This is a genomic window from Paenalcaligenes sp. DL 463, assembly GCF_057475185.1.
Genome location: NZ_JBYBKX010000001.1, coordinates 389,979 through 413,915, shown reverse-complemented (window position 1 = coordinate 413,915; position 23,937 = coordinate 389,979). Strand labels below are relative to the sequence as shown.

General features: G+C 50.3%; 23 protein-coding genes. 5 read left to right on the top strand and 18 right to left on the bottom strand.

The window, feature by feature from the left end:
- The 5 genes from aspS to AC2UZI_RS01870 form a co-directional block, all read right to left on the bottom strand.
- Window positions 1-1,797, bottom strand: a complete 1,797-nt coding sequence (gene aspS, locus AC2UZI_RS01890) for an aspartate--tRNA ligase (RefSeq protein ID WP_486942133.1) — start codon at window positions 1,795-1,797, stop codon at window positions 1-3.
- Between the two features lie 164 nt (window positions 1,798-1,961).
- Window positions 1,962-2,216, bottom strand: coding sequence for an FmdB family zinc ribbon protein (locus AC2UZI_RS01885; protein WP_486942132.1), 255 nt, complete (start codon window positions 2,214-2,216; stop codon window positions 1,962-1,964).
- A gap of 182 nt (window positions 2,217-2,398) precedes the next feature.
- Entirely contained in the window at window positions 2,399-3,679 is a 1,281-nt protein-coding gene (locus AC2UZI_RS01880) for a putative Na+/H+ antiporter (RefSeq protein ID WP_486942131.1), read from the bottom strand.
- A 182-nt stretch (window positions 3,680-3,861) separates the two neighbouring features.
- A complete protein-coding gene (gene ubiA, locus AC2UZI_RS01875) occupies window positions 3,862-4,794 on the bottom strand; it encodes a 4-hydroxybenzoate octaprenyltransferase (RefSeq protein ID WP_486942130.1) in 933 nt (310 codons plus the stop codon).
- Between the two features lie 90 nt (window positions 4,795-4,884).
- Window positions 4,885-6,084, bottom strand: coding sequence for an aminotransferase-like domain-containing protein (locus AC2UZI_RS01870; protein ID WP_486942129.1), 1,200 nt, complete (start codon window positions 6,082-6,084; stop codon window positions 4,885-4,887).
- Between the two features lie 254 nt (window positions 6,085-6,338).
- Here AC2UZI_RS01870 and hutI point away from each other — a divergent pair, with 254 nt between their 5' ends.
- Window positions 6,339-7,574, top strand: coding sequence for an imidazolonepropionase (gene hutI, locus AC2UZI_RS01865; RefSeq protein ID WP_486942128.1), 1,236 nt, complete (start codon window positions 6,339-6,341; stop codon window positions 7,572-7,574).
- Complete coding sequence (locus tag AC2UZI_RS01860) at window positions 7,571-8,971, top strand: formimidoylglutamate deiminase (RefSeq protein WP_486942127.1); 1,401 nt, start codon at window positions 7,571-7,573, stop codon at window positions 8,969-8,971. The genes hutI and AC2UZI_RS01860 overlap by 4 nt, the downstream gene beginning before the upstream one ends.
- Window positions 8,972-8,992: 21 nt before the next feature.
- On the opposite strand, the gene hutH is transcribed toward AC2UZI_RS01860, so the two are convergent.
- Window positions 8,993-10,543 (bottom strand): histidine ammonia-lyase, encoded by a 1,551-nt coding sequence (gene hutH / locus AC2UZI_RS01855; protein WP_486942126.1) that lies wholly within the window; start codon window positions 10,541-10,543, stop codon window positions 8,993-8,995.
- A 16-nt stretch (window positions 10,544-10,559) separates the two neighbouring features.
- The gene (hutU, locus tag AC2UZI_RS01850; RefSeq protein ID WP_486942125.1) at window positions 10,560-12,278 is read right to left on the bottom strand and encodes a urocanate hydratase; all 1,719 of its coding nucleotides are present in this window, start codon (window positions 12,276-12,278) and stop codon (window positions 10,560-10,562) included.
- Window positions 12,279-12,494: 216 nt separating this feature from the next.
- Here hutU and hutC point away from each other — a divergent pair, with 216 nt between their 5' ends.
- Window positions 12,495-13,223: a histidine utilization transcriptional repressor HutC gene (gene hutC, locus AC2UZI_RS01845; RefSeq protein ID WP_486942124.1), complete on the top strand. Its 729-nt coding sequence runs from the start codon at window positions 12,495-12,497 to the stop codon at window positions 13,221-13,223.
- Here hutC and AC2UZI_RS01840 read toward each other — a convergent pair.
- Complete coding sequence (locus tag AC2UZI_RS01840; protein WP_486942123.1) at window positions 13,220-14,404, bottom strand: 2Fe-2S iron-sulfur cluster-binding protein; 1,185 nt, start codon at window positions 14,402-14,404, stop codon at window positions 13,220-13,222. The genes hutC and AC2UZI_RS01840 overlap by 4 nt on opposite strands.
- A 17-nt stretch (window positions 14,405-14,421) precedes the next feature.
- Window positions 14,422-15,459 carry an aromatic ring-hydroxylating dioxygenase subunit alpha gene (locus tag AC2UZI_RS01835; RefSeq protein WP_486942122.1) on the bottom strand — a complete coding sequence of 346 codons (1,038 nt, stop codon included), beginning with the start codon at window positions 15,457-15,459 and terminating at the stop codon, window positions 14,422-14,424.
- Window positions 15,460-15,700: 241 nt separating this feature from the next.
- On the opposite strand from AC2UZI_RS01835, the gene AC2UZI_RS01830 reads away from it, so the two are divergent.
- On the top strand, window positions 15,701-16,642 hold the full coding sequence (locus AC2UZI_RS01830; protein ID WP_486942121.1) for a LysR substrate-binding domain-containing protein: 942 nt from the start codon (window positions 15,701-15,703) through the stop codon (window positions 16,640-16,642).
- Here the strand turns inward: AC2UZI_RS01830 and AC2UZI_RS01825 are convergent.
- The 7 genes from AC2UZI_RS01825 to AC2UZI_RS01795 all read right to left on the bottom strand — a co-directional run bounded on the left by AC2UZI_RS01825 (window position 16,625) and on the right by AC2UZI_RS01795 (window position 21,911).
- Complete coding sequence (locus AC2UZI_RS01825; RefSeq protein WP_486942120.1) at window positions 16,625-18,025, bottom strand: FAD-binding oxidoreductase; 1,401 nt, start codon at window positions 18,023-18,025, stop codon at window positions 16,625-16,627. The genes AC2UZI_RS01830 and AC2UZI_RS01825 overlap by 18 nt on opposite strands.
- A gap of 109 nt (window positions 18,026-18,134) precedes the next feature.
- Window positions 18,135-19,253, bottom strand: coding sequence for a hypothetical protein (locus AC2UZI_RS01820; protein WP_486942119.1), 1,119 nt, complete (start codon window positions 19,251-19,253; stop codon window positions 18,135-18,137).
- A 26-nt stretch (window positions 19,254-19,279) separates the two neighbouring features.
- On the bottom strand, window positions 19,280-20,305 hold the full coding sequence (locus AC2UZI_RS01815; protein ID WP_486942118.1) for a Nif3-like dinuclear metal center hexameric protein: 1,026 nt from the start codon (window positions 20,303-20,305) through the stop codon (window positions 19,280-19,282).
- Between the two features lie 163 nt (window positions 20,306-20,468).
- Entirely contained in the window at window positions 20,469-20,840 is a 372-nt protein-coding gene (locus tag AC2UZI_RS01810) for a DUF2294 domain-containing protein (RefSeq protein WP_486942117.1), read from the bottom strand.
- Between the two features lie 170 nt (window positions 20,841-21,010).
- Entirely contained in the window at window positions 21,011-21,289 is a 279-nt protein-coding gene (locus tag AC2UZI_RS01805; protein ID WP_486942116.1) for a 2Fe-2S iron-sulfur cluster-binding protein, read from the bottom strand.
- Window positions 21,290-21,306: 17 nt separating this feature from the next.
- Entirely contained in the window at window positions 21,307-21,609 is a 303-nt protein-coding gene (locus tag AC2UZI_RS01800) for a ferredoxin (RefSeq protein ID WP_486942115.1), read from the bottom strand.
- Entirely contained in the window at window positions 21,606-21,911 is a 306-nt protein-coding gene (locus tag AC2UZI_RS01795; RefSeq protein ID WP_486942114.1) for a 2Fe-2S iron-sulfur cluster-binding protein, read from the bottom strand. The genes AC2UZI_RS01800 and AC2UZI_RS01795 overlap by 4 nt, the downstream gene beginning before the upstream one ends.
- Window positions 21,912-22,154: 243 nt before the next feature.
- On the opposite strand from AC2UZI_RS01795, the gene AC2UZI_RS01790 reads away from it, so the two are divergent.
- Window positions 22,155-22,340, top strand: a complete 186-nt coding sequence (locus AC2UZI_RS01790) for a hypothetical protein (RefSeq protein ID WP_486942113.1) — start codon at window positions 22,155-22,157, stop codon at window positions 22,338-22,340.
- Here the strand turns inward: AC2UZI_RS01790 and AC2UZI_RS01785 are convergent.
- Together AC2UZI_RS01785 and AC2UZI_RS01780 are read right to left on the bottom strand one after the other, a co-directional pair.
- Window positions 22,337-23,380, bottom strand: coding sequence for a 2Fe-2S iron-sulfur cluster-binding protein (locus AC2UZI_RS01785; protein WP_486942112.1), 1,044 nt, complete (start codon window positions 23,378-23,380; stop codon window positions 22,337-22,339). The genes AC2UZI_RS01790 and AC2UZI_RS01785 overlap by 4 nt on opposite strands.
- A gap of 24 nt (window positions 23,381-23,404) precedes the next feature.
- Window positions 23,405-23,884: a GlcG/HbpS family heme-binding protein gene (locus AC2UZI_RS01780; protein ID WP_486942111.1), complete on the bottom strand. Its 480-nt coding sequence runs from the start codon at window positions 23,882-23,884 to the stop codon at window positions 23,405-23,407.
- Window positions 23,885-23,937 lie beyond the last annotated feature (53 nt).

The window sequence follows — 23,937 nt, the reverse complement described above, 5'->3', positions numbered from 1 at the left end:
TTAGGCAGGCTTTACTTCCTGTGGTCGGAGACGAATATGCAACTCTTTTAACTGTTTTTCATCAACGCTAGAAGGTGCTTGTGTCAGTAGACACTGTGCTCGTTGTGTTTTAGGGAAGGCAATGACGTCGCGTATCGAGTCTGCGCCCGCCATCATCGTTACTAAACGATCAAGCCCAAACGCCACACCACCGTGGGGCGGTGCACCGTATTGCAACGCATCAAGCAAGAAGCCAAATTTTTCGCTGGCTTCCTCGGCATCAATGTTAAGCGCCGCAAACACTTTGCTTTGGACTTCTGCACGATGAATACGTACCGAACCACCGCCCATTTCCCAACCGTTTAACACCATATCATACGCTTTAGCCAACACGTTCGCCGGATCGCTTTCCAGCAAATCTTCATGTCCGTCTTTGGGGCTAGTGAACGGATGATGCGCCGCATAGTAGCGTTGGGTTTCGTCATCGTATTCAAACATGGGGAAGTCCACGACCCACAATGGCTTCCAACCAGCGTCGACCAAGCCGTTGGCACGACCCAACTCGCTATGGCCAATTTTGATACGCAAAGCGCCCATGGCGTCGTTAACCACTTGCGTTTTGTCTGCACCAAAAAAGATCAGGTCTCCATCTTGCGCACCGGTTAACTCGATAAGCTGCGTTAGCACATCATTGCTGATGTTTTTGACAATTGGCGATTGCAACCCAGCAGGAATGGACGTGGCATCGTTAACTTTGATGTACGCCAAACCTTTAGCACCGTAGATGCCCACAAACTTGGTGTAAGCATCAATTTCGCTACGAGGCATCGCACCACCACCGGGCACGCGCAAGGCCACCACGCGGCACTTAGGATCGTTAGCTGGGCCCGAAAACACCTTAAAGTCGACATTACGCATCAGCTCGGCCACATCCGTGAACTCAAGCTTGACGCGTAGGTCAGGCTTGTCAGAGCCAAAGCGCTTCATGGCTTCCGCCCATGTCATGGTGGGGAAAGGCTTAGGTAGGTCGACGTTTTGAACCGTTGCAAAGACATGACGCACCATGTCTTCAAAAATCTCGCGAATTTCAACTTCGTTTAAAAAGGAAACCTCGCAATCGATTTGGGTAAATTCAGGCTGGCGATCGGCACGCAAATCTTCGTCACGGAAACACTTAGTGATTTGATAGTAGCGATCAAAGCCAGAAACCATCAGCATTTGCTTAAATAGCTGGGGTGACTGCGGCAATGCAAAAAACTCACCGGGGTTCACACGCGATGGCACAAGGTAATCGCGAGCCCCTTCAGGCGTGCTTTTGGTCAGCATGGGTGTTTCGATGTCGATAAAGCCCAAGCCGTCTAAATACTTACGCACTTCCATCGCAACCCGGTAGCGCAGCATTAAATTGTTCTGCATTTCAGGACGACGTAAGTCCAGAACCCGATGGGTCAGGCGCGTGGTTTCAGATAAATTATCGTCATCAAGCTGGAACGCCGGTGTCACCGAAGCGTTCAAGATCTCGATGTTGGAACAAACGATTTCAATTTCACCCGAGGCAAGCTCAGTGTTCACAGTGCCCTCAGGGCGTGCCTGCACGACACCGGTAATACGCAAACAGTATTCGTTACGAATACGCTCTGCGATGGCAAACGCCTCGACGTTCTCCGGATTCACTACAACCTGCGCCAGACCGGATCGATCACGTAAGTCGATAAAAATAACACCGCCATGATCTCGTCGGCGATGTACCCAGCCAAAAAGCGTTACGGTTTGCCCCAAATGTTGGGTGTTGACCTCACCGGTATAGCAGGTACGCATTTAGGAGAGCTCCCTAAGTAAACTGAAAATAATGGGTTAAAAATGTTCGACAGCTAAGCCCAACACGTTACAACGGGGTGCGCCTGCGCTATTAAAAACGACTGTGGATACGCTTACAGCGAACAGCGAATTAGGTAAGTAGCGCCTACCATCACCCGATAGGCTTAACTGGAACTGCTGCTGGAGCCTGAGCCAGCGTCGGACGTTGCGGGGGAAGCCGCTGCAGGTGCTTTACCACCATCACGGAAATCGGTTACGTACCAACCCGTACCCTTTAATCTGAACCCAGCCGCTGTCACTTGTTTCACATAGGTGTTTTGCCCACAACTAGGACAAACTTCAAGCACGGGATCAGACATTTTTTGCAACACGTCTGCGGCGTGTTGGCACTGACTGCATTGATAAGCGTAAATAGGCACGACTCAAACCTAAAGACAATAAGAAAGACCAAAGGTTTAACGTTAAAACATACGAAGCAAGACGCCCCACATTAAACCGTAAAGCATTGATTTTAGCCCGATTAGTAAATTGGCGCATCGTTTCGCCAACCTCGTCACGGGCCGTGCCCTCAGATAGTCGTAAAACCTGTTGTTTTCAGGCTTTAATGAAAGGAATTGGGCAATAAAAACATGAATGCGGCCACCATGGTAGGAATGGCCGCCGCCCCGAGTAAGCGCAACGGTGAAATGGCACCATTCGGAAAGCAGTTCTTAAGTATGGAAAAGCCCGCCGGATTCGGCGCATTAGCAATGACCGTCAACCCGCCACCCGTTACTGCACCGGCTACCAACATATAACGCCAAAGTTCACTGGTACCTTCAACCAACGAACCCAAATACGTTAACGCCGCATTGTCGGTGATCGCCGTTAAGGCCGTAGACCCCCAGAACAGAACCATGGGCGACAGACCGCCCAACAGATCTTGCAGCCACCACTTCTGTAAACCGCCCAGCACCACCAAGCCGGCCAGAAAGAAGCCGACCATCAAGCCTTCACGGATCAGCAACGGGTTCTGATAAGACGCATAGGCTTGGGTATAACCAATAAATAACATCAACAATGTTAAGAATACGATGGGGTGGTGTGCGGATAATACGATCCCCACCAAGAACAATAGGTGGATACCAATCACACCAAAAGGAACCGTGCCCCCCTGTTTTTCACTCTGGGTTTCTTGCTCTTTTGCACCAGCTTCTAATAGCGACGAGCGAGATATAAAAGTCAGTACAGCAGCGTTAATAAAAACAGCAGCGGCGGCTCGACCCCCGAAGTTTGAAAACATAAAGGCCGTATCCCAGTTAAAGGTTTGGGCAACCATTAACACGGGTGGTGCGGCATAAGCGGTTAACACCCCACCAATAGAGATGTTTACAAACAATACGCCTAGCGTTAAATACTTAAAGGTGTCGCTTGTTGCATGCGTAAAGTAGCGATCCCGAATCATCAGCGCTGCCAACGTCATAGCGGCTGGTTCGGTAATTAATGACCCTGCCAGTGGAACAGCCGCCATAATGACAAAAAACATGGCGTACTCACGGCGCAATGGCAACACTCGAGCTAGCCCATTAACCACCTTAGCGACTAATTCCAGCACCGGCCGACTGGCCGCCACCACCATAATGGCAAATACAAACGCTGGCTCGGTAAAATTCCGAGTATTCATGTAGTCAAGCGCGGTATCTAAACCAATAAAGACAGCAATGTAGGCGACGAGCACACAAGCCCACACACCAAAAACCGCCTCAACCTCCGACAGCAAATGCCATAAACCAGCATGGCTACCACCACGGTCCGCTAAGCGAGCAAAAACAGGAACTGAAAATGTGTGAATGACAGCGATGGCAAAAAGCACACTCGCGATCATTTCCATAGTACTAGGCATGTTCAACCTTTTTATAAAGCCCGACAGTCGTCACAAAACGTACGCATTTTGCGTATCGTTTTTCGCTAGCGGGACCCTGAAACCTTTAGGTTAAAAATAAAAAAACCCGCCTATTTTACATACGCGCGGCAAAGAGACGACGAAATAACAGGAACAAATTTGTAAACCGCTTAAGCGCGGCACTAAATCGTGCCAAGTAACGCGGCCACCACCATTAAAACGCCCACCGTCATATTGGCACGGAACAACCCTAAACCTTGGCTTGGTGCCCGTGGATTAAAGCGTATCACTTGCCAAACAAAATGCAGGGCAATGACGGCCAAGACGATGAAGTACAAGCCGTTCAATGCTAATTGGAAGCCCGCCCAACACCACAAGACTAAGGTGGCAAAATAAAAGCCCCCTATCCATTGTTTGCCACGGTCCCCAAAACGGATAGAAGCCGATTTCAACCCTAATTTCAGGTCATCTTGAATATCGATATAGCCGTAAATGGCGTCGTAACCAATTTGCCATAAAACAGTACCTAACCACATGGCGATCGCCGCCAAAGGAACCGTATTTTGCGTATCGGACCACGCCATTAACATTCCCCAATTGAACGCAATACCCAACACTGCCTGAGGCCAATAGGTGAAACGTTTACAAAGGGGATAAATAATCACAATGGGCACAAGTGCCACGGCCAACAAACGACTATAAGGATTGATCGCGAGCAATAACAAGGCACATACGACCAACTGCGCGACGACAAAGATCCATGCGTTTTTTAAACTAAGCTGCCCACTGGTTAAAGGACGAAACCGAGTTCGTTCGACTTTGTGGTCAAAATCTTTATCGAAGATATCGTTAAAGCAGCACCCCACCCCGCGCATCAACAAGGCACCCAGCGAAAAAATGAACAGCCGCCATAAGGTGGGTAAGCCATCTGCCGCATGAATGAGTGCGGCAATGGTGGGCAACAACGTCAGCCACGTCCCTACGGGGCGATCTAAACGACACAAACGCGCATAGGGCCCCCACGATGATGGCAGCCATCGGGCCACCCAGTCATCGGGGCGCATGTCATTTAAATCGATAGGATGCGTATTATTAACGGGCTTATTCACTGACATTTCGGAGCAATACACTTCGCGCATGGCGCAAACGAACAGAATGTAGCTGTGCCCAGCACAGCTACCAACGTAGCATTGTAGCGCTTAGTTTTATGCCGCTTCGCGTATTAATTGTCCCAAGATGGCAATCCCTTCGCGAATACGCGCCTCACTGACCGTAACGAAGCTTAAACGCAGTGTATTACGTTGAAAATCATCGTTTACATAAAACGGCGCACCCGGCACAAAAGCCACATTGCGTTCAATCGCTTTAGCAAGCAATTGTTCGGCATCAATGTGTGCGGGCAAGGTCACCCAAATAAACATGCCGCCCTCAGGTCGTGTCCAGGAAGCGCTATCTGGAAAATGCTCTTGCATCGCATCCAGCATGTAGTCGCATTGACGATGGTAGAGCTCTTGTACGGCGGGTAAATGCTGCGTTAAGAAACCGTCTTTCACCACTTCGTACACTGCCATCTGTGTAATGGATGAAGAATGTAGGTCAGTGGCTTGCTTAACTTGCACTAGCTTATTGATGATCTCAACGGGCGCAACGATATAGCCTAAGCGCAATCCAGGTGCGAGCACTTTCGAGAACGAGCCCAAACGGATGACCGTGGCACCGGCCTTACGCCCCAAACTGAATAAACTGGGTTGATGCGCGCCCGAATAACGCAACTCGCCATAGGGGTCATCTTCAACAATCGGAATATTCGCCGCCGCACAACGTTCAACCAACTCCTGACGACGTTGTGCAGGTAGCGTCACGCCCATCGGATTATGAAAATTCGGTAAGGCGTACACAAAACGCGCCCCTTGGGCTTTTGGCTCTGAAACTTCAGAAGGGATCAAGCCATTTTCGTCTGTGGCAATCGACACATAATTAGGTTCGAACACCGAAAACGATTGCAACGCGCCTAAGTAGGTGGGCGATTCGACAAGAATCTTACTTCCTGCATCAATGAAGAGCTTACCCAAGAGATCAAGCGCTTGTTGCGAGCCCGATACAATCAATACTTCTTGCGGGCTAACGTCGGTACCGTCACGACCTAATTCGGACGCCACCCATTCACGTAACGGCCCATATCCTTCGGTAGGACCGTATTGCAACGCGACGCGACCGTCACGCTTCAGCACACGATCGAAGGCATCATGAATTTGCTCTACAGGAAAGCCATCCGCAGAGGGTAGACCACCGGCAAAAGAGATCACTTCCGGGCGTGTCGTGATTTTGAGGATTTCTCGGATGGCCGAACTCGTTAAGTTCTGTGCGCGTTGACTGAAAGTAAAAGAAGGAGATTGAGATTGCATAATACGACGCCGGCCCTGAATAAGAACGATAAAAACGTAGGTAATGAAAAAGCAAAGGTATAGATTACCGTAATAACGCTTCTCTACACCGTTTGCTATTAACAAATGATGCCATGCCAAAGCAATTCGCAACAGTCCCCTGAACAGTAAGTCGTCATTAAAGCGGGCTAAAGCCCTAGTATTTACCCCCACGCCACATTGTCATGCCCTAAAAACTGAATGATAATGTATATACAAATACAGAGGAGGCCACCATGACCAAGCCGATAATATGGACCGACCTAACGCTTGCTCCCACGGCTGATCCTGAAAAGCTCATCGCCGATGCAGCCATCGTGGTGGTCGATGACCGTATTGTCTGGTTAGGAAAGAAGGCCGAATTACCTGCTACTTATGTGGACTCAAACAGCGTTCAACACGGACTACAAAGGGCTATCGTTACGCCCGGGCTTATTGATTGTCATACTCACCTTGTCTATGGGGGCAATCGGGCACAAGAGTTCGCCATGCGTCTGGCGGGAGCCCGCTACGAAGACATCGCTCGACAAGGCGGTGGCATTCTTTCTACGGTACGTGCCACACGAGAAAGCAGCGAAGACGATCTCTATCGCTCTGCCCTACGCCGCTTAGATAATTTGCGCCGTGAAGGGGTGACGGCCATAGAAATCAAGTCAGGTTATGGTTTGGATCTGGAGACTGAAAGAAAAATGCTGCGCGTGGCCCGTCGTTTGGGCGAGTCTCGCCCCGTGACGGTACGCACCACCTTTCTGGGTGCGCATGCCTTGCCGCCCGAATACAGCGATAGGGCTGACGATTACATTGATCTAGTTTGTAATGTGATGATGCCGGCTCTCGCAGCCGAGGGGCTTATTGATGCGGTGGATGTGTTTTGCGAACACATCGCTTTTAATTTAGCGCAAACAGAACGTGTGCTGAATAAGGCGCAATCACTGGGTTTAGACAGTAAGGTGCACGCCGAACAAATGTCATTGATGGGCGCCAGTCAATTAGCTGCACGATATCGGGCATTGTCTACGGACCATTTGGAATATCTGGATGAGGCCAGCATCCAAGCCATGAGCCAAGCGGGCACGGTGGCTGTCTTACTTCCTGGCGCGTACTACTTTTTACGAGAAACCCAATTACCGCCCATCGAGCTTTTACGCCAGTACGGTGTGCCGATGGCAATCTCTACCGATAGCAATCCTGGCACCTCGCCCACCACGTCGCTATTATTGATGTTGAACATGGCCTCTACCTTATTCAGGCTCTCTGTCAGAGAGGGCTTAGCAGGGGTCACTCGGCATGCCGCGCAAGCGTTGGGGCATACCGATGTCACAGGAATACTAAGCGTGGGTGCCAAAGCCGATTTTGTAGCATGGGACATCGAAACCCTCTCCGAACTTGTGTACTGGAGCGGCTATGATCGTTGTGCTCTCGTCGTACAAAATGGGCGCATTGTGATTGATCAATCTACGGTGCTGCCATGAGTCGAGCTTCAGCCATCTTTGCCCCTTACGTACGCATTGACGGCGCGTGGCAACAAGATGTCGTACTTTGTTGGGATAAGAACGGCACCATTACCGAACTGAAAACACAGCAGCAGCACCATCAGCTACCCCCAGACACACATCGATCGAGTGGGGCCTTAATCGCTGGAATGCCTAACTTGCACTCTCATGCCTTTCAAAACGCGATGGCGGGCTTAACGGAATATCGCAGTACAGCCTCTGATAGCTTTTGGAGTTGGCGAGACCTGATGTATCGCTTTGCCGCTGCGCTAACCCCCGAAGACATCCAGCACATTGCACACTGGCTGTACATTGAGATGCTCAAAGCGGGCTACACCTCTGTTTGTGAATTTCATTACTTACATCATCAAGCCGATGGCCGCCCTTATGCGCAACAAAGCGAACTGGCCTCGCGTATTTGTATGGCCGCCCAAAGCGCAGGCATCGGGCTTACCCTGCTGCCGGTCTTATATCAGTACAGTCACTTCGGCGAACAGGCCCCCAGGGCCGACCAAGTCCGCTTTTTGAACGAACCTGACCAACTACTGTCGTTATTAACACAGCTACGGGAACACTTTCCTGAAAGCTCACAACGCCATTATGGCGTTGCCCCACACTCGTTACGCGCCGTGAGCAAAGTCTCGTTAAACACACTCATCGCAGGACTAAAACACGATTTTCCGCACGCCCCTATACACATTCATATCGCCGAGCAGCTTGCTGAGGTTGAGGCGTGCCTTGCCATCCACGATGCGAGACCGGTTGAATACCTTTTTGATCATTTCAACGTCGATCAACGCTGGTGTTTAGTGCATGCGACGCATGTCAACCCGACCGAGCTGAACCAAATTGCCAACAGCGGCGCCGTGGTTGGCCTTTGCTTAAGCACTGAAGCCAATTTAGGTGATGGCATTTTCCCCACTCACGATTACCTCAAGGCTGGGGGAACATTTGGCGTAGGCTCAGACAGCCATATCAGCGTAGATTGGCGTAGCGAACTTCGTTTACTTGAATACGGTCAGCGGCTAACGCGACACGAGCGCAATGTACTTAGCACGGCCCAACAGCCACAAGTAGCCGATCGACTGTTCGACGCTGCCTTGCGAGGTGGCGCCCAAGCCTCTGCACGCCCCATCGGCGACATCACAGTGGGTAATCAAGCCGACTTTATGGTGCTGGACCTGGAGCACCCCACCCTTGCAGAACTCGCGCCCGAGACGTGGTTAGCGTCTCTTGTCTTTAGTGAACGATCAAGCCATCCTATCCGTGATGTATATGTCGCCGGTGTGCAACACATAAAAGAGGGACGCCATCCGAACGAAGATCAAGCCCTGCACCATTACCGTCAAACATTACGCCGACTGTTAAACGCGTAGTGGCGTAAACAGAGAAATCCTTTAGGTCGCGGCGGTAAATAATTCAGGCACGGCCTGTATCACCTTCGCCGTTAATACCGCATCGGTCATGCCATCAATATCGGGTGCCAAGTAGCGATCTTCACTATAAAACGGAGAAATCTCGCGTATCGATGTCATCACCCGTTGCAGTGGCTCAGAGGTGTGCAGCGGTGCATGAAAATCAATACCCTGCGCGGCACACAGCATCTCAATGCCAACAATGGTGGCTGTATTCTGAACCATATCGATAAGACGGCGCCCTGCAAACGTCGCCATACTGACGTGATCTTCCTGATTGGCCGAGGTGGGCAGGCTATCAACACTAGCAGGATGCGCCAGCGACTTGTTTTCAGACGCCAAGGCTGCCGCGGTCACGTGAGCAATCATAAACCCCGAGTTAATGCCCGCCGACGGCACCAGAAACGGGGGTAAGCCCGAAATCGTAGTATCAATTAATAAGGCCACACGTCTTTCAGATAACGAGCCGATTTCTGCAATGGCCATCGCCAGCATATCGGCTGCAAACGCAACGGGTTCAGCATGAAAGTTACCCCCAGAAATCACCTGATCTGGCTCACCCTCTTTACCCGAAAACACCAGCGGGTTATCGGTCACGGCATTGGCCTCAATTAATAAGGTACTGCAAGCCTGTTGCATAACATCGTAGATGGCCCCCATCACTTGAGGCTGACAACGCAAACTATAAGGGTCTTGAACCTTGTTATCGTTCTCCACATGCGAGTGACGAATCTCGCTGCCCTCAAGCAGCTTACGATACAGGGATGCTGCATAGACTTGTCCTGCCTGACCCCGTATTTCATGAACACGTGCATCAAACGGCGCATCGCTGCCTTTGGCGGCATCCACACTAAGCGCACCGGCTGTTATCGCGTTTTTGAACAAAATTTCGCTCAAGAACAATCCATTGAGCGTCAACGCGGTAGAGACTTGAGTACCGTTAATTAAGGCCAAACCTTCCTTGGCTTCCAAAACCACGGGCGTTAAGCCCGCCTTCGTCAAGGCCTCGATAGCGGGCAAGCGCGCCCCCTGATAGAAGGCGTCGCCTTCACCGATTAAGGTTAGCGTCATGTGCGAAAGCGGCGCTAAATCGCCCGATGCGCCAACAGAGCCTTTTGCAGGAATGACTGGCACAATGCCAGCGTTATAAATATCCAACAATCGCTGCACCACCTCGGCACGTATACCTGAAAACCCACGCGCTAAGCTGGCCACTTTCAACGCCAAAATCAGCCGTACCACCGTCGCCGACAAGGGCTCTCCCACGCCTACCGAATGCGAAAGAATAAGATTTTTCTGCAGTAGCGCGAGATCATCATCGGGAATGCGCGTCTGCGCCAACTTCCCAAAGCCCGTGTTAATACCGTAGGCCGCGTCCCCCTTCTGAATAATTCGCTGAATAATGGCCGAAGAGGCTTCCATGTCCGCCATGGCCGACGCGCTGAGCACAAGCTCTACCTTGTCATGCCAAATATCACGAATCACATCAAGACTTAATTTGCCGGGCTGGATGGTGACTTTCTGTTTACTCATTAAACGCTCTACCTGATTAGGATTTCATCATCGGCAATTTTAAGCCGAATTCGCGGGCCGTTTTGATCGCAAGTTCGTAGCCAGCATCCGCATGACGCATGACACCGCTGCCACAATCGTTAATCAGCACTCGCTCAAGACGGGCGGCAGCGGCGTCTGTGCCATCCGCAACAATCACCATACCCGCGTGCTGACTGTAACCCATCCCCACCCCACCGCCGTGATGCAAGGAAACCCAGCTAGCTCCACCCGCTGTATTCAGTAAGGCATTTAATAAGGCCCAATCTGACACCGCGTCCGTGCCATCTTTCATGGCTTCAGTTTCGCGGTTAGGGCTAGCCACTGAGCCCGTGTCCAGATGATCGCGTCCGATCACAATAGGGGCTTTAAGCTCACCGCTACGCACCATTTCATTAAAAGCCAAACCGGCACGATGGCGTTCACCCAAACCCAACCAACAAATGCGAGCCGGCAAACCTTGAAACGCAATGCGCTCGTTGGCCATATCCAACCAACGATGCACATGCGTATTGTCAGGAAAAAGTGATTTGATTTTTTGATCCGTTTTGTAAATGTCTTCAGGATCACCTGACAACGCGACCCAACGGAACGGGCCCTTACCTTCACAAAATAACGGACGAATGTAAGCAGGCACAAACCCCGGAAAATCAAAGGCATTTTCCACCCCATTATCTTTCGCGACTTGGCGGATGTTATTCCCGTAATCCACCACCGGAATGCCCATGCTTTGAAAGTCCAACATGGCTTGCACATGCTTAACGCAGGACTGTGCCGCCTCGTGCTGTAACGCCGTGTGCTGCTCAGTGCGTTGCTGTGCGGCCTTCCATTGCGCTATCGTCCAACCTAAGGGCAAATAGCCGTTGATCAGATCGTGAGCCGACGTTTGATCGGTCACCAGATCCGGCTTGATACCTCCTGCTTTGGCACGACGTACCAACTCGGGAAACACCTCAGCAGCGTTTCCAAGCAAGGCAATAGAAACGGCCTCGTTACGCTGCGTATGGTGCTGAATCAAAGCCATCGCCTCGTCCACATCTGCTGCTTGTACGTCCACATAGCCTGTTTTCAAGCGAAAATCGATACGGCTTTGCTGACACTCTACCGTTAACGAGACCGCCCCCGCAAAAGAGGCGGCTAAGGGTTGTGCTCCGCCCATTCCACCCAACCCTGCCGTAAGTATCCAGCGCCCAGCCAAATCACCACCATAATGCTGGCGACCGGCTTCAGCAAAGGTCTCATAAGTACCCTGCACAATGCCTTGGCTACCAATATAAATCCAGCTTCCGGCCGTCATCTGCCCATACATAAACAGCCCTGCTCGATCCAGTTCGTGGAAAGTCTCCCATGAGGACCATTTGGGCACCAAGTTCGAATTGGCGAGTAAAACACGTGGTGCATCCGCATGCGTACGAAAAACACCGACGGGTTTGCCTGACTGAATCAGTAAGGTCTCGTTCTCTTCAAGCTCGCGCAGCGATGCTAAAATTTGGTCATAGCATTCCCAGTTACGCGCAGCACGACCAATTCCGCCATATACCACCAAGTGTTGAGGGTCTTCGGCCACCTCGGCATCCAGATTGTTTTGAATCATGCGGTATGCCGCTTCACTGATCCAGTTTTTGCAGTGCAAGTTACTGCCGCGTGGAGCACGGATCTCGCGGCTTGCATCAAAGCGCGGGTCGTTAGGTATTGTTGACTCTGAATGTGTCGCCATATCCGTCCTTTGACTCCCTTAGCCTACGGTTAGCGCCCGTCAGGAGGTTCGTGATTCCCATACGCCTTCGCATCCGGCTAAGCCGATGAAAAGTGGATGGAATCCTGTTATCTTGTAGGGGTTAAATTCCAATGTATAGTCAAATTTTTTAAATGTCTATACATATTCTGGAAACCACCTAGCCCTCGGTGTGCTTGCACAGGAAACCCACAAAGCATGATGTTGTCATCCGAAAACAAAAAGAACACCCCTGCAGAGCCTGTTTATCTGAAAATTAAAAATTATGTTTTGGCTCAGATACAGAATGGCGTGTGGCAAGAGGGCGATCTCATTCCCACTGAAATGGCGTTATGCGAGCAATTCAGCGTCTCACGCATGACCGTCAACCGCGCCCTGCGCGAATTAACCGCTGATCAGTTATTAATACGCATTAAAGGTTCGGGCACCTACGTGGCTCAGCCTAAATTTCAATCTACGCTGATCGAGATTCGTAGCATTGCACAAGACATTCGTGAACGTGGGCATCGTCATACTAGCCGAGTCTTATCGCTTGACAGCATCACCGCGTCGGCCTCTCAATCTCAACGTTTTGGCATCGCCCCGGGGGCAACCCTCTTTCATTCCGTGATTGTGCATTACGATAATGGCACGCCCATCCAGTTAGAGGACCGTGTCGTGGATGCCGCCATGGCACCCGATTATCTACGGCAAAACTGGGAGCAGATGACCCCTAACGAATACCTAATGCGAGTCGCCCCCCTACCCACAGGCGACTACACCATTGAAGTCCGATTTCCCACCAGCAGCATTGCAACCTCACTAGACATCCCTACCGAGCAGCCTTGCTTATTGATGAATCGGTCTACCTACTCTAAGGCTAAATTCACCTCTCAAGCTACCCTGTGGCACCCCGGTAACCGTTACCGTTTCACTGGCAAGATTTAATGGTCACCAACGGACACCACAACAGGACCAACTGGTTTAGCACAACACAACAACACTTTTCCTGACGGTGGTGGATCCAAAGGCTCTTCAACGTATTGCACCTCGCCTGACACCAAGGTGCACAAACAGGTATTACACAAACCGGATCGGCAGTTAAAGTTTGGCGATAAGCCTTGAGCTTCAGCGAAATCCAACAGCGAAGCGCTCTCGCTGTCCCAAGCGTGCACCTCGGATTGCGGTAAAAACTGTACGCTGTCCGCACCCTTAAGCGTCGCCGTGACCGCTGAAGTCGCGTCGTCTGGCTGAATCATAGCCCCTGACGTCTTCACCTCTGCCTTAACGGGCTGTAACGCACAGGTGTCAGCCTCAAGCAACGTAGCGGGGCCAAAAAACTCATAGCGTATACGATCTGCGGCCACCCCTACGCTACGTAAAAGTTGCCACGTCGCCTGCATAAAGCCAGTGGGGCCACATAAGTAAAAGTCGTAATCATCCAGTGCTAGCCACGATTGCAAAAGCGCTTTATTCAGTAAACCTTCGGCGTGATAGCCAGCCTGTTGACGATCTGCGGCAGAAGGGTTTCGATAGCAGAAATGCACCGACACGTTTTCATGGGCCGCGGCCAGTGCCAACACCTCTTCTGCAAAGGCATGTACCTGACCATTCTCACATGCATGAATAAAATGCACCGCACGCGACGGGGTTTGAACCAGCCGATGCAGCATGCTTAGCATGGGCGTAATGCCCACGCCCCCACTCAACAGTACAACGGGGCGCTCAGACGACTCATCTAAAAAGAAATCGCCCATGGGCCCCGCGGCGGTAAGCGTATCACCCGGTTGCACGCGCTCATGCAAGTAACTTGACACTAGCCCAGCCGGCAACTCGGGCTGCTCTATGGGTGCCGACTCTTGCTTCACAGCAATGCGTAATTGCCGCCCACCATCTGGCCCCGCCGACATGCTGTAATTACGTAATACCTGCTGCCCATCAATATTTAGTTTGAACACAAGGTACTGCCCCGCTTTCCAGTCGGGCAACGGTATGTCGGTGACAGGCTCTAAAAGAAAGGACGTGATCAGTTCGCTTTCTCTTGTTTTGGCCACCACCAAGAACTGACGAAAAGCGCGGTGGTCAGCGGCAGAATCGGCATCGTGCTGTATAAGGGCTGGGTTTGTCATGCTGAACGATAAAATCCTTACTCGGCAACAGCGAGAGTGGCGGCTTGCTCTGCCTCAATCAGTTGCTGCAAACGACGGCGGAAACGCATAGGGCCGGAATCAAGTGGAAGATCCAATGCGGCAGGACGCTCGTCTAGGCCAACTTGCACGGCCTCAAGCACAGCCTTGTCTTCACTGAAGGCAAATCGCACATCTTCGTTAAAAACGCGAGACACGTCAGTATCATTCACACTGAAATTGCGTAGCTGGAACCAGAAATATCGCGTGTTTTTCTCGTCAATCGGTGTCAGCAGATTATACGAATCCATTAAGAAGATATCGGGATGCGGCTCGACTCCATCACCGCCAGTGCCTGCCGGTGTGAAAATCGCTTTGATAATGGCAACAGAAGGAAAACGGACTTCATACTGCTGTTTACGATCGCAATTGCCCGAAAACCTCACAAATTTCTTGTAAAAAGGGGCAACCTCCACATCGTTCAACCAGCGAGAAACCGTCACACCGTTCTCAGCCACATCGACTTTTAACGGTTTACCGATCATTGAGCTACTGCCAAACGAGGTTTGATGTACCCACGAGACATGAGAGGGGTCCAGCAAATTATCAGTGATAAGTCGATAATTACAGGCGATTGTCATCGCGTCACCACTGTTAACACCCCACCCTTCTTGATCCCACTCGGGGATATCTACAAGGCGTTGTTCATCCGCTAGCTCGGCATCACCCATCCATACCCAAATCATGCCGTAGCGCTCTACACAGGGGTAGCTGCGCACCACCGCACTTTTAGGAATTTGCGCCACACCCGGCGCTTTTACGCACCCGCCCGAGCAGTCGAAGGTCAAACCGTGATAGCCGCATTCAACCGTGTCATCAATCAGTCGACCCATAGACAGAGGAAGTCGGCGATGGGGACAGGAGTCCTCTAGTACCACGGGCGTACCGTCTTGTTTGCGATACATCAGCACGTTTTCATTCAACATTTTCACCGCGTGAAGGGAACGTCCTACCTCGGTGGATAAGGCCCCCACATACCAAGCATTCTTTAAAAACATGTCTGTATCAACTCCGTATTGTCGGCCTGACCCGCCACATGGCTTAGGCCCATTGACCAACGACTTATCCATTTACCTTAGCGCCAACGCGCCGCTATTTGCCGTATGGTAGCTATAGTAAATCAAAGTAAAAATAGCTATATTGAATTATTGTTTAGAATAACTAAAGTGAAATACGGTGCGACTTCGCCGCTTCACACTTTCTTGATTTCACCCTATTTTTAAGCCGAGTTAGCGCGTCATGAAACCTTTGCCCCCGCTGCGTGCCCTTCAAGTATTTGAAACCTTAGGGCATAGCCAAAACCTGAATGAAGCCGCGACCCGCTTACAAATCACCTCGGGCGCTGTTAGCCAACAGCTAAAGCTGTTGGAAGCCGCTTTGGGCACAGCATTGACCTATAAAGAGGGCAAACGTATCAGGCTCACCCAGGCAGGGCAGCGTTATCACGCGTTGTGTAGCCAAGGTTTCGAGCTCTTTCGCGAAGCGCAACACGAACTCGATCGCACCCAACACGATACCGTTCTGACGGTAAGCGCCCTGCCCTCAATCTTAAAGGGCTGGCTAGCGCCTCAGCTTTTTGAATGGCAAGAGCACCATTACCCTCAACTGACGCTGTACATAAAAGGGGGGCACACCGAACCCGAAATGGAAAGAGAAAACGTAGATTTTCGTTTGACCTACGGGCAGGTACACACCCATCAGGCCAATGCCGTTGAACTTTATACTGACTGTGTGGTTCCGGTTGGCAGCCCGGCGTTGCTCGATTCATTATCCATCACCACCCCTAACGATTTACTGCAATGCCGTCTGCTTAGCGCTGACTGGCAACCTCGCTTCTCGTCACCGCCTTCGTGGCACGAGTGGTTTACCCGCTTCGGAAACAACCTCACCGAACGGGTGGTGGATAACTATCGTATTTTCACGCTTTCACATATGGTGATTGATTCGGCACTAGCAGGCCAAGGCATTGCTCTGGCCCAGTATTCCACCATCACCAAAGAATTAGCGTCGGGAGCGTTACGAATCCCCTTTCCTTATGCGCTGCCTTTACCGTGGCCCTACGTGTTGACTTGGCGTAGCCGTAGTTTTGATAAAGCCCATTGCCGTGACTTTCAGCGATGGGTTCTAGCCAAAGCCAAACAACAACAAGACGCCAATCAACAACTACTCACCCTGACTTAACTCGGGATAGACTCGGCCTTTGTTGAAACGATGCGCAGGATCCAATAGCTGCTTTAACTGACGCATTAACGCTAACTCTTCAGGATTGCGGCTGTGGAAAAGAAAGGGCTTTTTAATTCGTCCTATACCGTGCTCGGCTGAAATACTGCCACCGGCTGCGGCAACTTCATCGTAAACCACCGCTTCTACGTCTAAAAAATCACTTTCTTGATAAGGGCCGGTGACAATATGTAGGTTACTGTCCCCTAAATGGCCGAAGAACAAACTTTGAGCCTGTGGATAACGAGCTTCCAATTTACGACGTACCGCGTCAATAAAGGCGGGGGTCTTGGCCACCGGCACCCCCACATCAAACGCTAATGACGGTGCAAGCCCCCCTAATAGTTCGCCGCTTGCATCCCGCATGTGCCATAACTGCGCGGCTTGTTCAGAGCTTTGCGGCATGATCACGTCAGCCACCACCTCGGCTTCGATTTGGCTTTCAAGCCAATCTTGTAAATCTTGCTCGTTGCGATCGCTTAACTTACCCTCGGTTTCGACCAAAACGTACAACGGATAGTCTCCATTAAATGGCACGTCACGCTTTAACAGCTTACAAGCGGCCACCATGTAGTCCTGCCACATCACTTCAAACGATGACAAACCCGCAACGTCGGCGCGCGCTGACGTTAACAAGGTCGCAACATCATCGAAAGAGCGTAAACCGACTAGAGCACTGTAACGCGTCTCGGGTTTAGGAAATAAACGCAAAACAACAGCGGTGATTAAACCCAAGGTGCCTTCGGTACCGATAAAAAGGTGTTTTAAATCAACGCCCGTATTGTTTTTCAAACCTTTATTTAGCATGGATACGGTTTGGCCATCGGGAAGCACCACCTCTAGCCCCAGCACCAGTTCGCGCGTGGTGCCATAACGAAGCACGCGATTACCTCCGGCATTGGTGGACACATTGCCACCAATTTGGCACGAGCCACGCGCACCAAAATCCAGCGGAAAATACCAACCCGCCTCTTCAACGTACTCACAAAGACGTTGTAGCACCATGCCTGCCTGTACCGTGATGGTGCCGCCCACTTCGTCGAACTCCAGCACCTGATTCATGCGCTCCAGGGACACCACCACATCCCCCTCATCCGGGGATGCCCCACCCGCTAGCCCCGTTAAACCACCCTGTATGGTGATCGAGCGTTGCTCAGCAGCGCATGCTCGTACGATCTGCGCCGCCTCTTGTGTAGTGCGCGGCTTAAAAACCATCTGCGGCGCGCCGCCTACGTAACCACTGGAGTCATGAAGGTGACTGGCTAGCCCAGCTTCATCGCTGATGGCAGTAAGCTGTGCCTGCAAGTCAGCTAAAGAAGGCGAGGTCAGGTCCGAATGTGACACGATGTACTCCGAGTAAATACCAAAAAACCGAACCTTAATTCAGATTCGGCTTTTTCCGCAATAGCGAAACCCACTATGGGGACAACCTAAGCGGGGTGTTTTTCAAAAACTACACGATTAAGGGCGTCAAGAAGACGGCTAACAACACTGCCGTGATGAGGCGCATGACGATACCCAATACAGCAGCACCCATGGCTTCTTTTTCAGTCAGGTCCGAATTTTCAGCCCATACCACTGGAATTTGACCAAACACGGCTGACAACGGTAAACCCGACGAGGCCAACACAAACGAGCCCACCACCAATGACGGATCAAGCGTTGACGCAATGGATTGTAGCTGACCCATCGCTAAAGTAGGACTAACCAATATCGACAACACGCCGGTTTCTGGGTGAATATTGATAGCCAGTAGTGCGCGCTCTAGAAAACCACTGATCGGCTGCCAGATGCCCATGTAGTCCAGTAAACCGATACAACAGAACACCAAGGCTACGGCGGGGATGAGCACCAAAATCAGCAACTCCACCCCTTCTCTTGCGGCTTTAAACAAGATGGGCGCGAAATCATCGGTGGGCGTAAATTTAGGCGCCGTCAACAAATCCACCGATTTCACGTCTCGGTAAATCACGCGCGATAGGATCAAAGGAGAAATAATAAGCGGCAAGAAGATCGCCACCACAACCACGGCAAACACCTGCACACCCGCAAAGGTCAACGCCATCATCCCCAACATAAACGTAGAAAACGACTGCTGCGATTGAACCATGGTGGCAACGGCCAGTTTCTGCTCGTCTTTCGTGGCACCAGCGCGCTTTAAGAGTGGGCCCGAAATACGGCCAGCCGCATTGATATCGCCAAAAATGTTATAGACGCTAGGTATGATCACCGCAGGATTCACACCAATAAGTCGCATCGCAGGCAGAAAAACCCGCATCATGGCGTCCGTGAAGCCTAGCCGTTCTAATAAACGACCAATAATCACGCTAATAATAACGGCCACGCCCACATTGCCCGTCAAGAACACATCAACGACAACCGGCTTGGCTGTCGCCAGCACTTTATCAAAAGCACCGGCTAATGTTCCTGGGTAGAAAAACAGGGTCACCAAGGCCAAGGCCAGAAAAAACAGTCCCACTCCTTCAATAAACTCTAATGGACGACGCTTAGGCGGCTGTTGTGCAGCGGGTAAGTCAACTGCGGCATCAAGCTTTATTGTCTTATTACTCATGTCCATCCTCCTTTGGTGTGTACATGTTAGGCATGACAACTAAGAATATTTTTTCCTAAAAGATGCGCCTCTGAAAACTGCTGGGCATAGTCTTTCAGTTGTTGATGTCCTACCTGTTCTAGTGGCGTAGAGGTCACTCTGTCACGGAACACCACGATCTCTACCCCATCAAGCAAGTTTTTCAGTGCGTAAGCTAAAGGCAAGCCGTTTTCCAGAATCTCCAGCACGTGGCTATTACCCACCAGAAAATTCAGTCCCATCGCTCGGGCTTCATCCACCAACTCATGCCCTTCATAAACACGGCTAATTGACGCCAACACCGTATCCACATCCGGGTTCTCACGAATCGCTTGACGTAAATGCTCCTTAGTAAAACCGGTGTGAGGAAAAATATGCAATATTTTATTCACCGCCTTCGTGCGCTCACCCACCATCACTCGCCCACGGGTTAGTAAGCTCGTTTCTTGGATGCTATCCACGCCCTTGATACGACGCTCTGCCGCAAGCATGGCCTCATCATCTTCTAAACACATGTGTGCATCCAAGCGATCCAACATGTCTCCCATGGTTTTTACGTCAGGAAACGGCTCGCCTACGAACATAACGTTGCCGTGGATACCGGCATAGGCAATATCACTTTTAAGCACTTTATGGCCATGCAAATAGGCAATGCCGGGGTGTAGGCCGTGAAAAGCCTCATGGCATTCCAGCGCCGCGATGTCATACAAGTCCAAATAGCCTTTTAGCGTTACCCCTCCACAGCTCGCCGCATCGGCAATGGGATGGTGCGCAACAATGGCATCCACTCCGGTTGCACCCGCTAACTCAATACTGATTTCCGTCATGGTCATGCAAACCGCCACCTTCTTGATGGGTTTGTCAGGGCTCCCATGAATTAAACCCGGAATTTCCAATACCTCTTTGCCATAAATGCCCGACGACTTAAGAATGACGAAGGGATGGTTGCCCTCTTTGGCTTCTTCTAATGAGTTCACCATGCGCCCACCCGTAATCACATTCAGCGCGTCGAATAAATCGGATACCTTCAACATTTGTCACCTCCAAAAAAAAAGCCGGCACCAAGCCTCGAGTTGAACTCGAAGTTTGGTACCGGCGGTATCAAGCGCTTCTTATATAGGTACAGAAGTCACAAGACTTATCAACCAGCCAGCTTTAAAAAAGCTCAGGGCAAAAGGTTAATGACAATACGTTGTATTAACTCAGGTACTTCTGAACGCTTTTTTCTAGCAGCACAAGTGTTGACGATAATTCGTCGACACTATCGTAATCTTTAAATATAGAAGTGACCGTGAACCCATAGTTTTGGGTAAGCACTTCTTTCATCTCGGTTTTAAATGCTTTGATTAAATAATAATCGGCCAAATCACTTACGTATTTACTTTCTTTACTTAAATAATCGAGTGACACAAGACGTTTATGTACGGCCAGCATGAATATTTTTTCTTCAATGATCTCGATCTTTAAACTGACCACACCTGAGGAAAAAATCTTACTATTAATCTTATTGTAATCGCGTGTTAACGATTGTTTTAATTCTCCTAGGCTGATAAATTTTTGTAAGGCCATGGTCCGTTCCTGCTAATTAGCAAATTACCCCAACGCACAGCTTGGCGGTATTCAGCAGTTTTTGCACCTATTGCTTTTACGGATTGACTTCACATCATAAAAACTCATTTATTGCCACAGCATAAAGTGCCCCCAAAGGCTCGTTGGTACAAGCCTCTAGGCTAGAGGCTTCACCACGTTACGGCGATATCTCCATTTACAAAAGTTTGGCACGCCATACGAAAACCTTCACCAATTTCTTCAGGCGTTAAATGCTTTTTTTCTTTCGCTTTTACGCTATCTGTATTTTCAATACCCGAAATAATCTTACACTTGCAGGTACCGCAAAGCCCACCACCACACTTAAAAGGAATGCCCCCTTTTTCACGTATGGAGACACGAAGTAGGTTGCTATTCTCTGCCGCCTGCGCCTTAAAATCATTGTTCGTTGTAAATGTAATTTCTACCATGACAAACCCTTTGCAACTTAAGCAGCCTTAATTAACTCGGCATCAATGGTTCCAAAACGCGTCAAGCTTTGTAGCTCGTCGTAGGCTGCTTCCACTGAGTCGAATTTTTCCATTTGTCGAGTCGTAATATTATTGGTGGTGCCATTGGGCCCTTCTTCAATAATAAGCACTCGCGCATTCTCACCAATCTTTGCAATACTAAAAATTGCTTTGGTTTTGCCATAAAATCGGTACTCGTAAGAAGCGACAATTTCCACACCTTCGCCTCCTTCGCTACGATACTCACCAGGCTTAGTCGTTAATACCACATACATACTCATGCCTCCTGCGCTGGGTCTTGTGACAACTCAATGTCATGGTTAATCCACAACTGGCATACCAATCTGTAGCCATCGTCTAAACGCTCACCCAGCTGCTTCTTCTCTTTCCAATTAGCGGGCGGCAAATGCTCTGCTCCCGCAATGACTTTGCATGCACACTTTGCGCATTTACCCATGCCACATCCATAAGTCAGATGCGGAAAAGGGAACTGACGAATTCCTGCTCTGACCACAAGGTTCGTGTTCTCGTTGACTTCTCCGCTGTGCGTGTCGCCATTTTTATGAAAAACGATAACCGGCATAATTCACCTACAAAAACCGTGTTATAGGCGCCATAAAGCGCTAAACATCACTTATTAACGAATACTGTATACGCACATAAGCAGATTAACGCCGCGCACACCACCTAACTTCCCTTAAAAGCCAAGCAATCGTTGCAAACATCGCACATTTAGTCCTCTGCATGGGCATAAAGACCAACGGCTTTTGCGTTGCAGCATCCGGCTTGGTATACTTAATTCACTCCTAAACAATAGGTGTTTACCATGAACATACTACTTAAACGTTACTATTCCCTTCCTGTAGGCGAGCATGTCGCCCCTTACTTAGCGGCCCGCAAAGCGGTACGTCACAGCACTCCTGTCTTTAATTTGCCAAGCTTCAAATTGGGCCAAAGCAAAAAATCCAGTTACATCCCACGTCAAAGCTACGAGCTGCCTTCACAAGCCTAAGCGGCTTGTGAGTTCAGATCATCTTGCGTTGCTAGTTCATGCTGAAAATTAAACGCGTCAGCATAAATAAACGCGGCATCTGCTCCACGCTCAGCAAATTGACGACGGGCATCGTTAATCATGTCGGGCGAACCACATAAGTACAACGCGTGCTCTGACAAATCGTCAAAGTCACTGCTAATTGCATGTTGTACGTATCCTGTACGGCCACTCCATTCTGCGCTGGGTTGAGACAGCACAGGAATGAACTCAAAGTCGTACAGGCGTGAGGCCCAAGACTCAAATTCGGCCTGTTGATACAAATCGGCCTCGGTGCGCATCCCCCAATACAAGCTAATGGGCGGGCAGTCTTCGTTATCCAGTAGCGACTCTAGAATCGCACGCAACGGCGCAATACCCGTACCTGTCGCCGCAAAAATCATCGGGCGCCAATCTTTGTCGCGATAATAGAACGTGCCTAAAGGCAGTGTTACCTGTAGCGGCGCACCCACTTGTAAGGTGGGCAACTGCTGCTGAGTGAACATGCCCCCTTCCACCTCGCGTACGTGCAATTGCAACTGCCCCTCTGCACTGCTGGCATTGGCCATCGAAAAGCTACGTTGTCGGCCATCACCCACATCAATAGATAGGTACTGCCCAGGCCAATAATCGATGTCACGCAAGGCCTCCCCTTCTAATACCAGTTGGTAAATACCTTGGCTTAAGGGCTGCACTTTGGCGACGGCCAACGTCAATTCCTGCGTGGCGGGTAATGTCACAATGTGATTCGCCAAACTGATTTCCACATCTTGATTCAGTCTCGCTTGGCAGGCCGCTGCATAGCCCTGCTCGTGCTCTTCATCACTGACACTCATAGGAAGAAAGTCGTCTTCGTACTGCACACTACCTTTAACGACTTGAATCCGGCATGTACCACAGCCACCAAATTCACACTCACTATAAATGCGCACACCGTGACGCTGAGCTGCTTGCAGAATGGTTTCTTCTGGCGCAACGTCAAATCTATCACCTGTTTCTATGACCACAACTTGATGTGCCATGACCCGCTCCTTCTTACGAATACCTTACTTCTTGATGTCAGCTTGAACTAACACTTCCAGCCCAGATTCGGACAACGCATCAGCCAACGCTTGCAAGCCAGCAACACCAGCCTTGGTATCTTGCTCGCCGTTTCCACCACTGAGACCAATACCACCAACCACCTCGCCGTCAACGACGATAGGAAAGCCGCCCACAAATGCAGCAAACTTACCTTCGAAACTTAACTGAATGCCAAAGGCTTCATTACCCGGCAGCGCTGGGCCATTAGGAGGAGTGGTAAACAAATGCGTTGAACGCTTGTGCGCGGCTGCCGTAAATGCCTTATTCCATGCGATTTGTGGGCCTGTAATACGAGCTCCGTCCATGCGTTCTAGCACAATTGGAAAGCCGCCTTCATCCACAACGCAGATCGTTTCAAGCACACCAATTTCTTTAGATTTGGCAACGGCGGCATCCACCATTAAACGTGCTTCGGCTTGCTCTAAACGTAAAAACTTTCTCATAGGTCTCTTCTTAAAATCAGTGAAACAAAAATCAGGCTATAAACTCGTTCAGT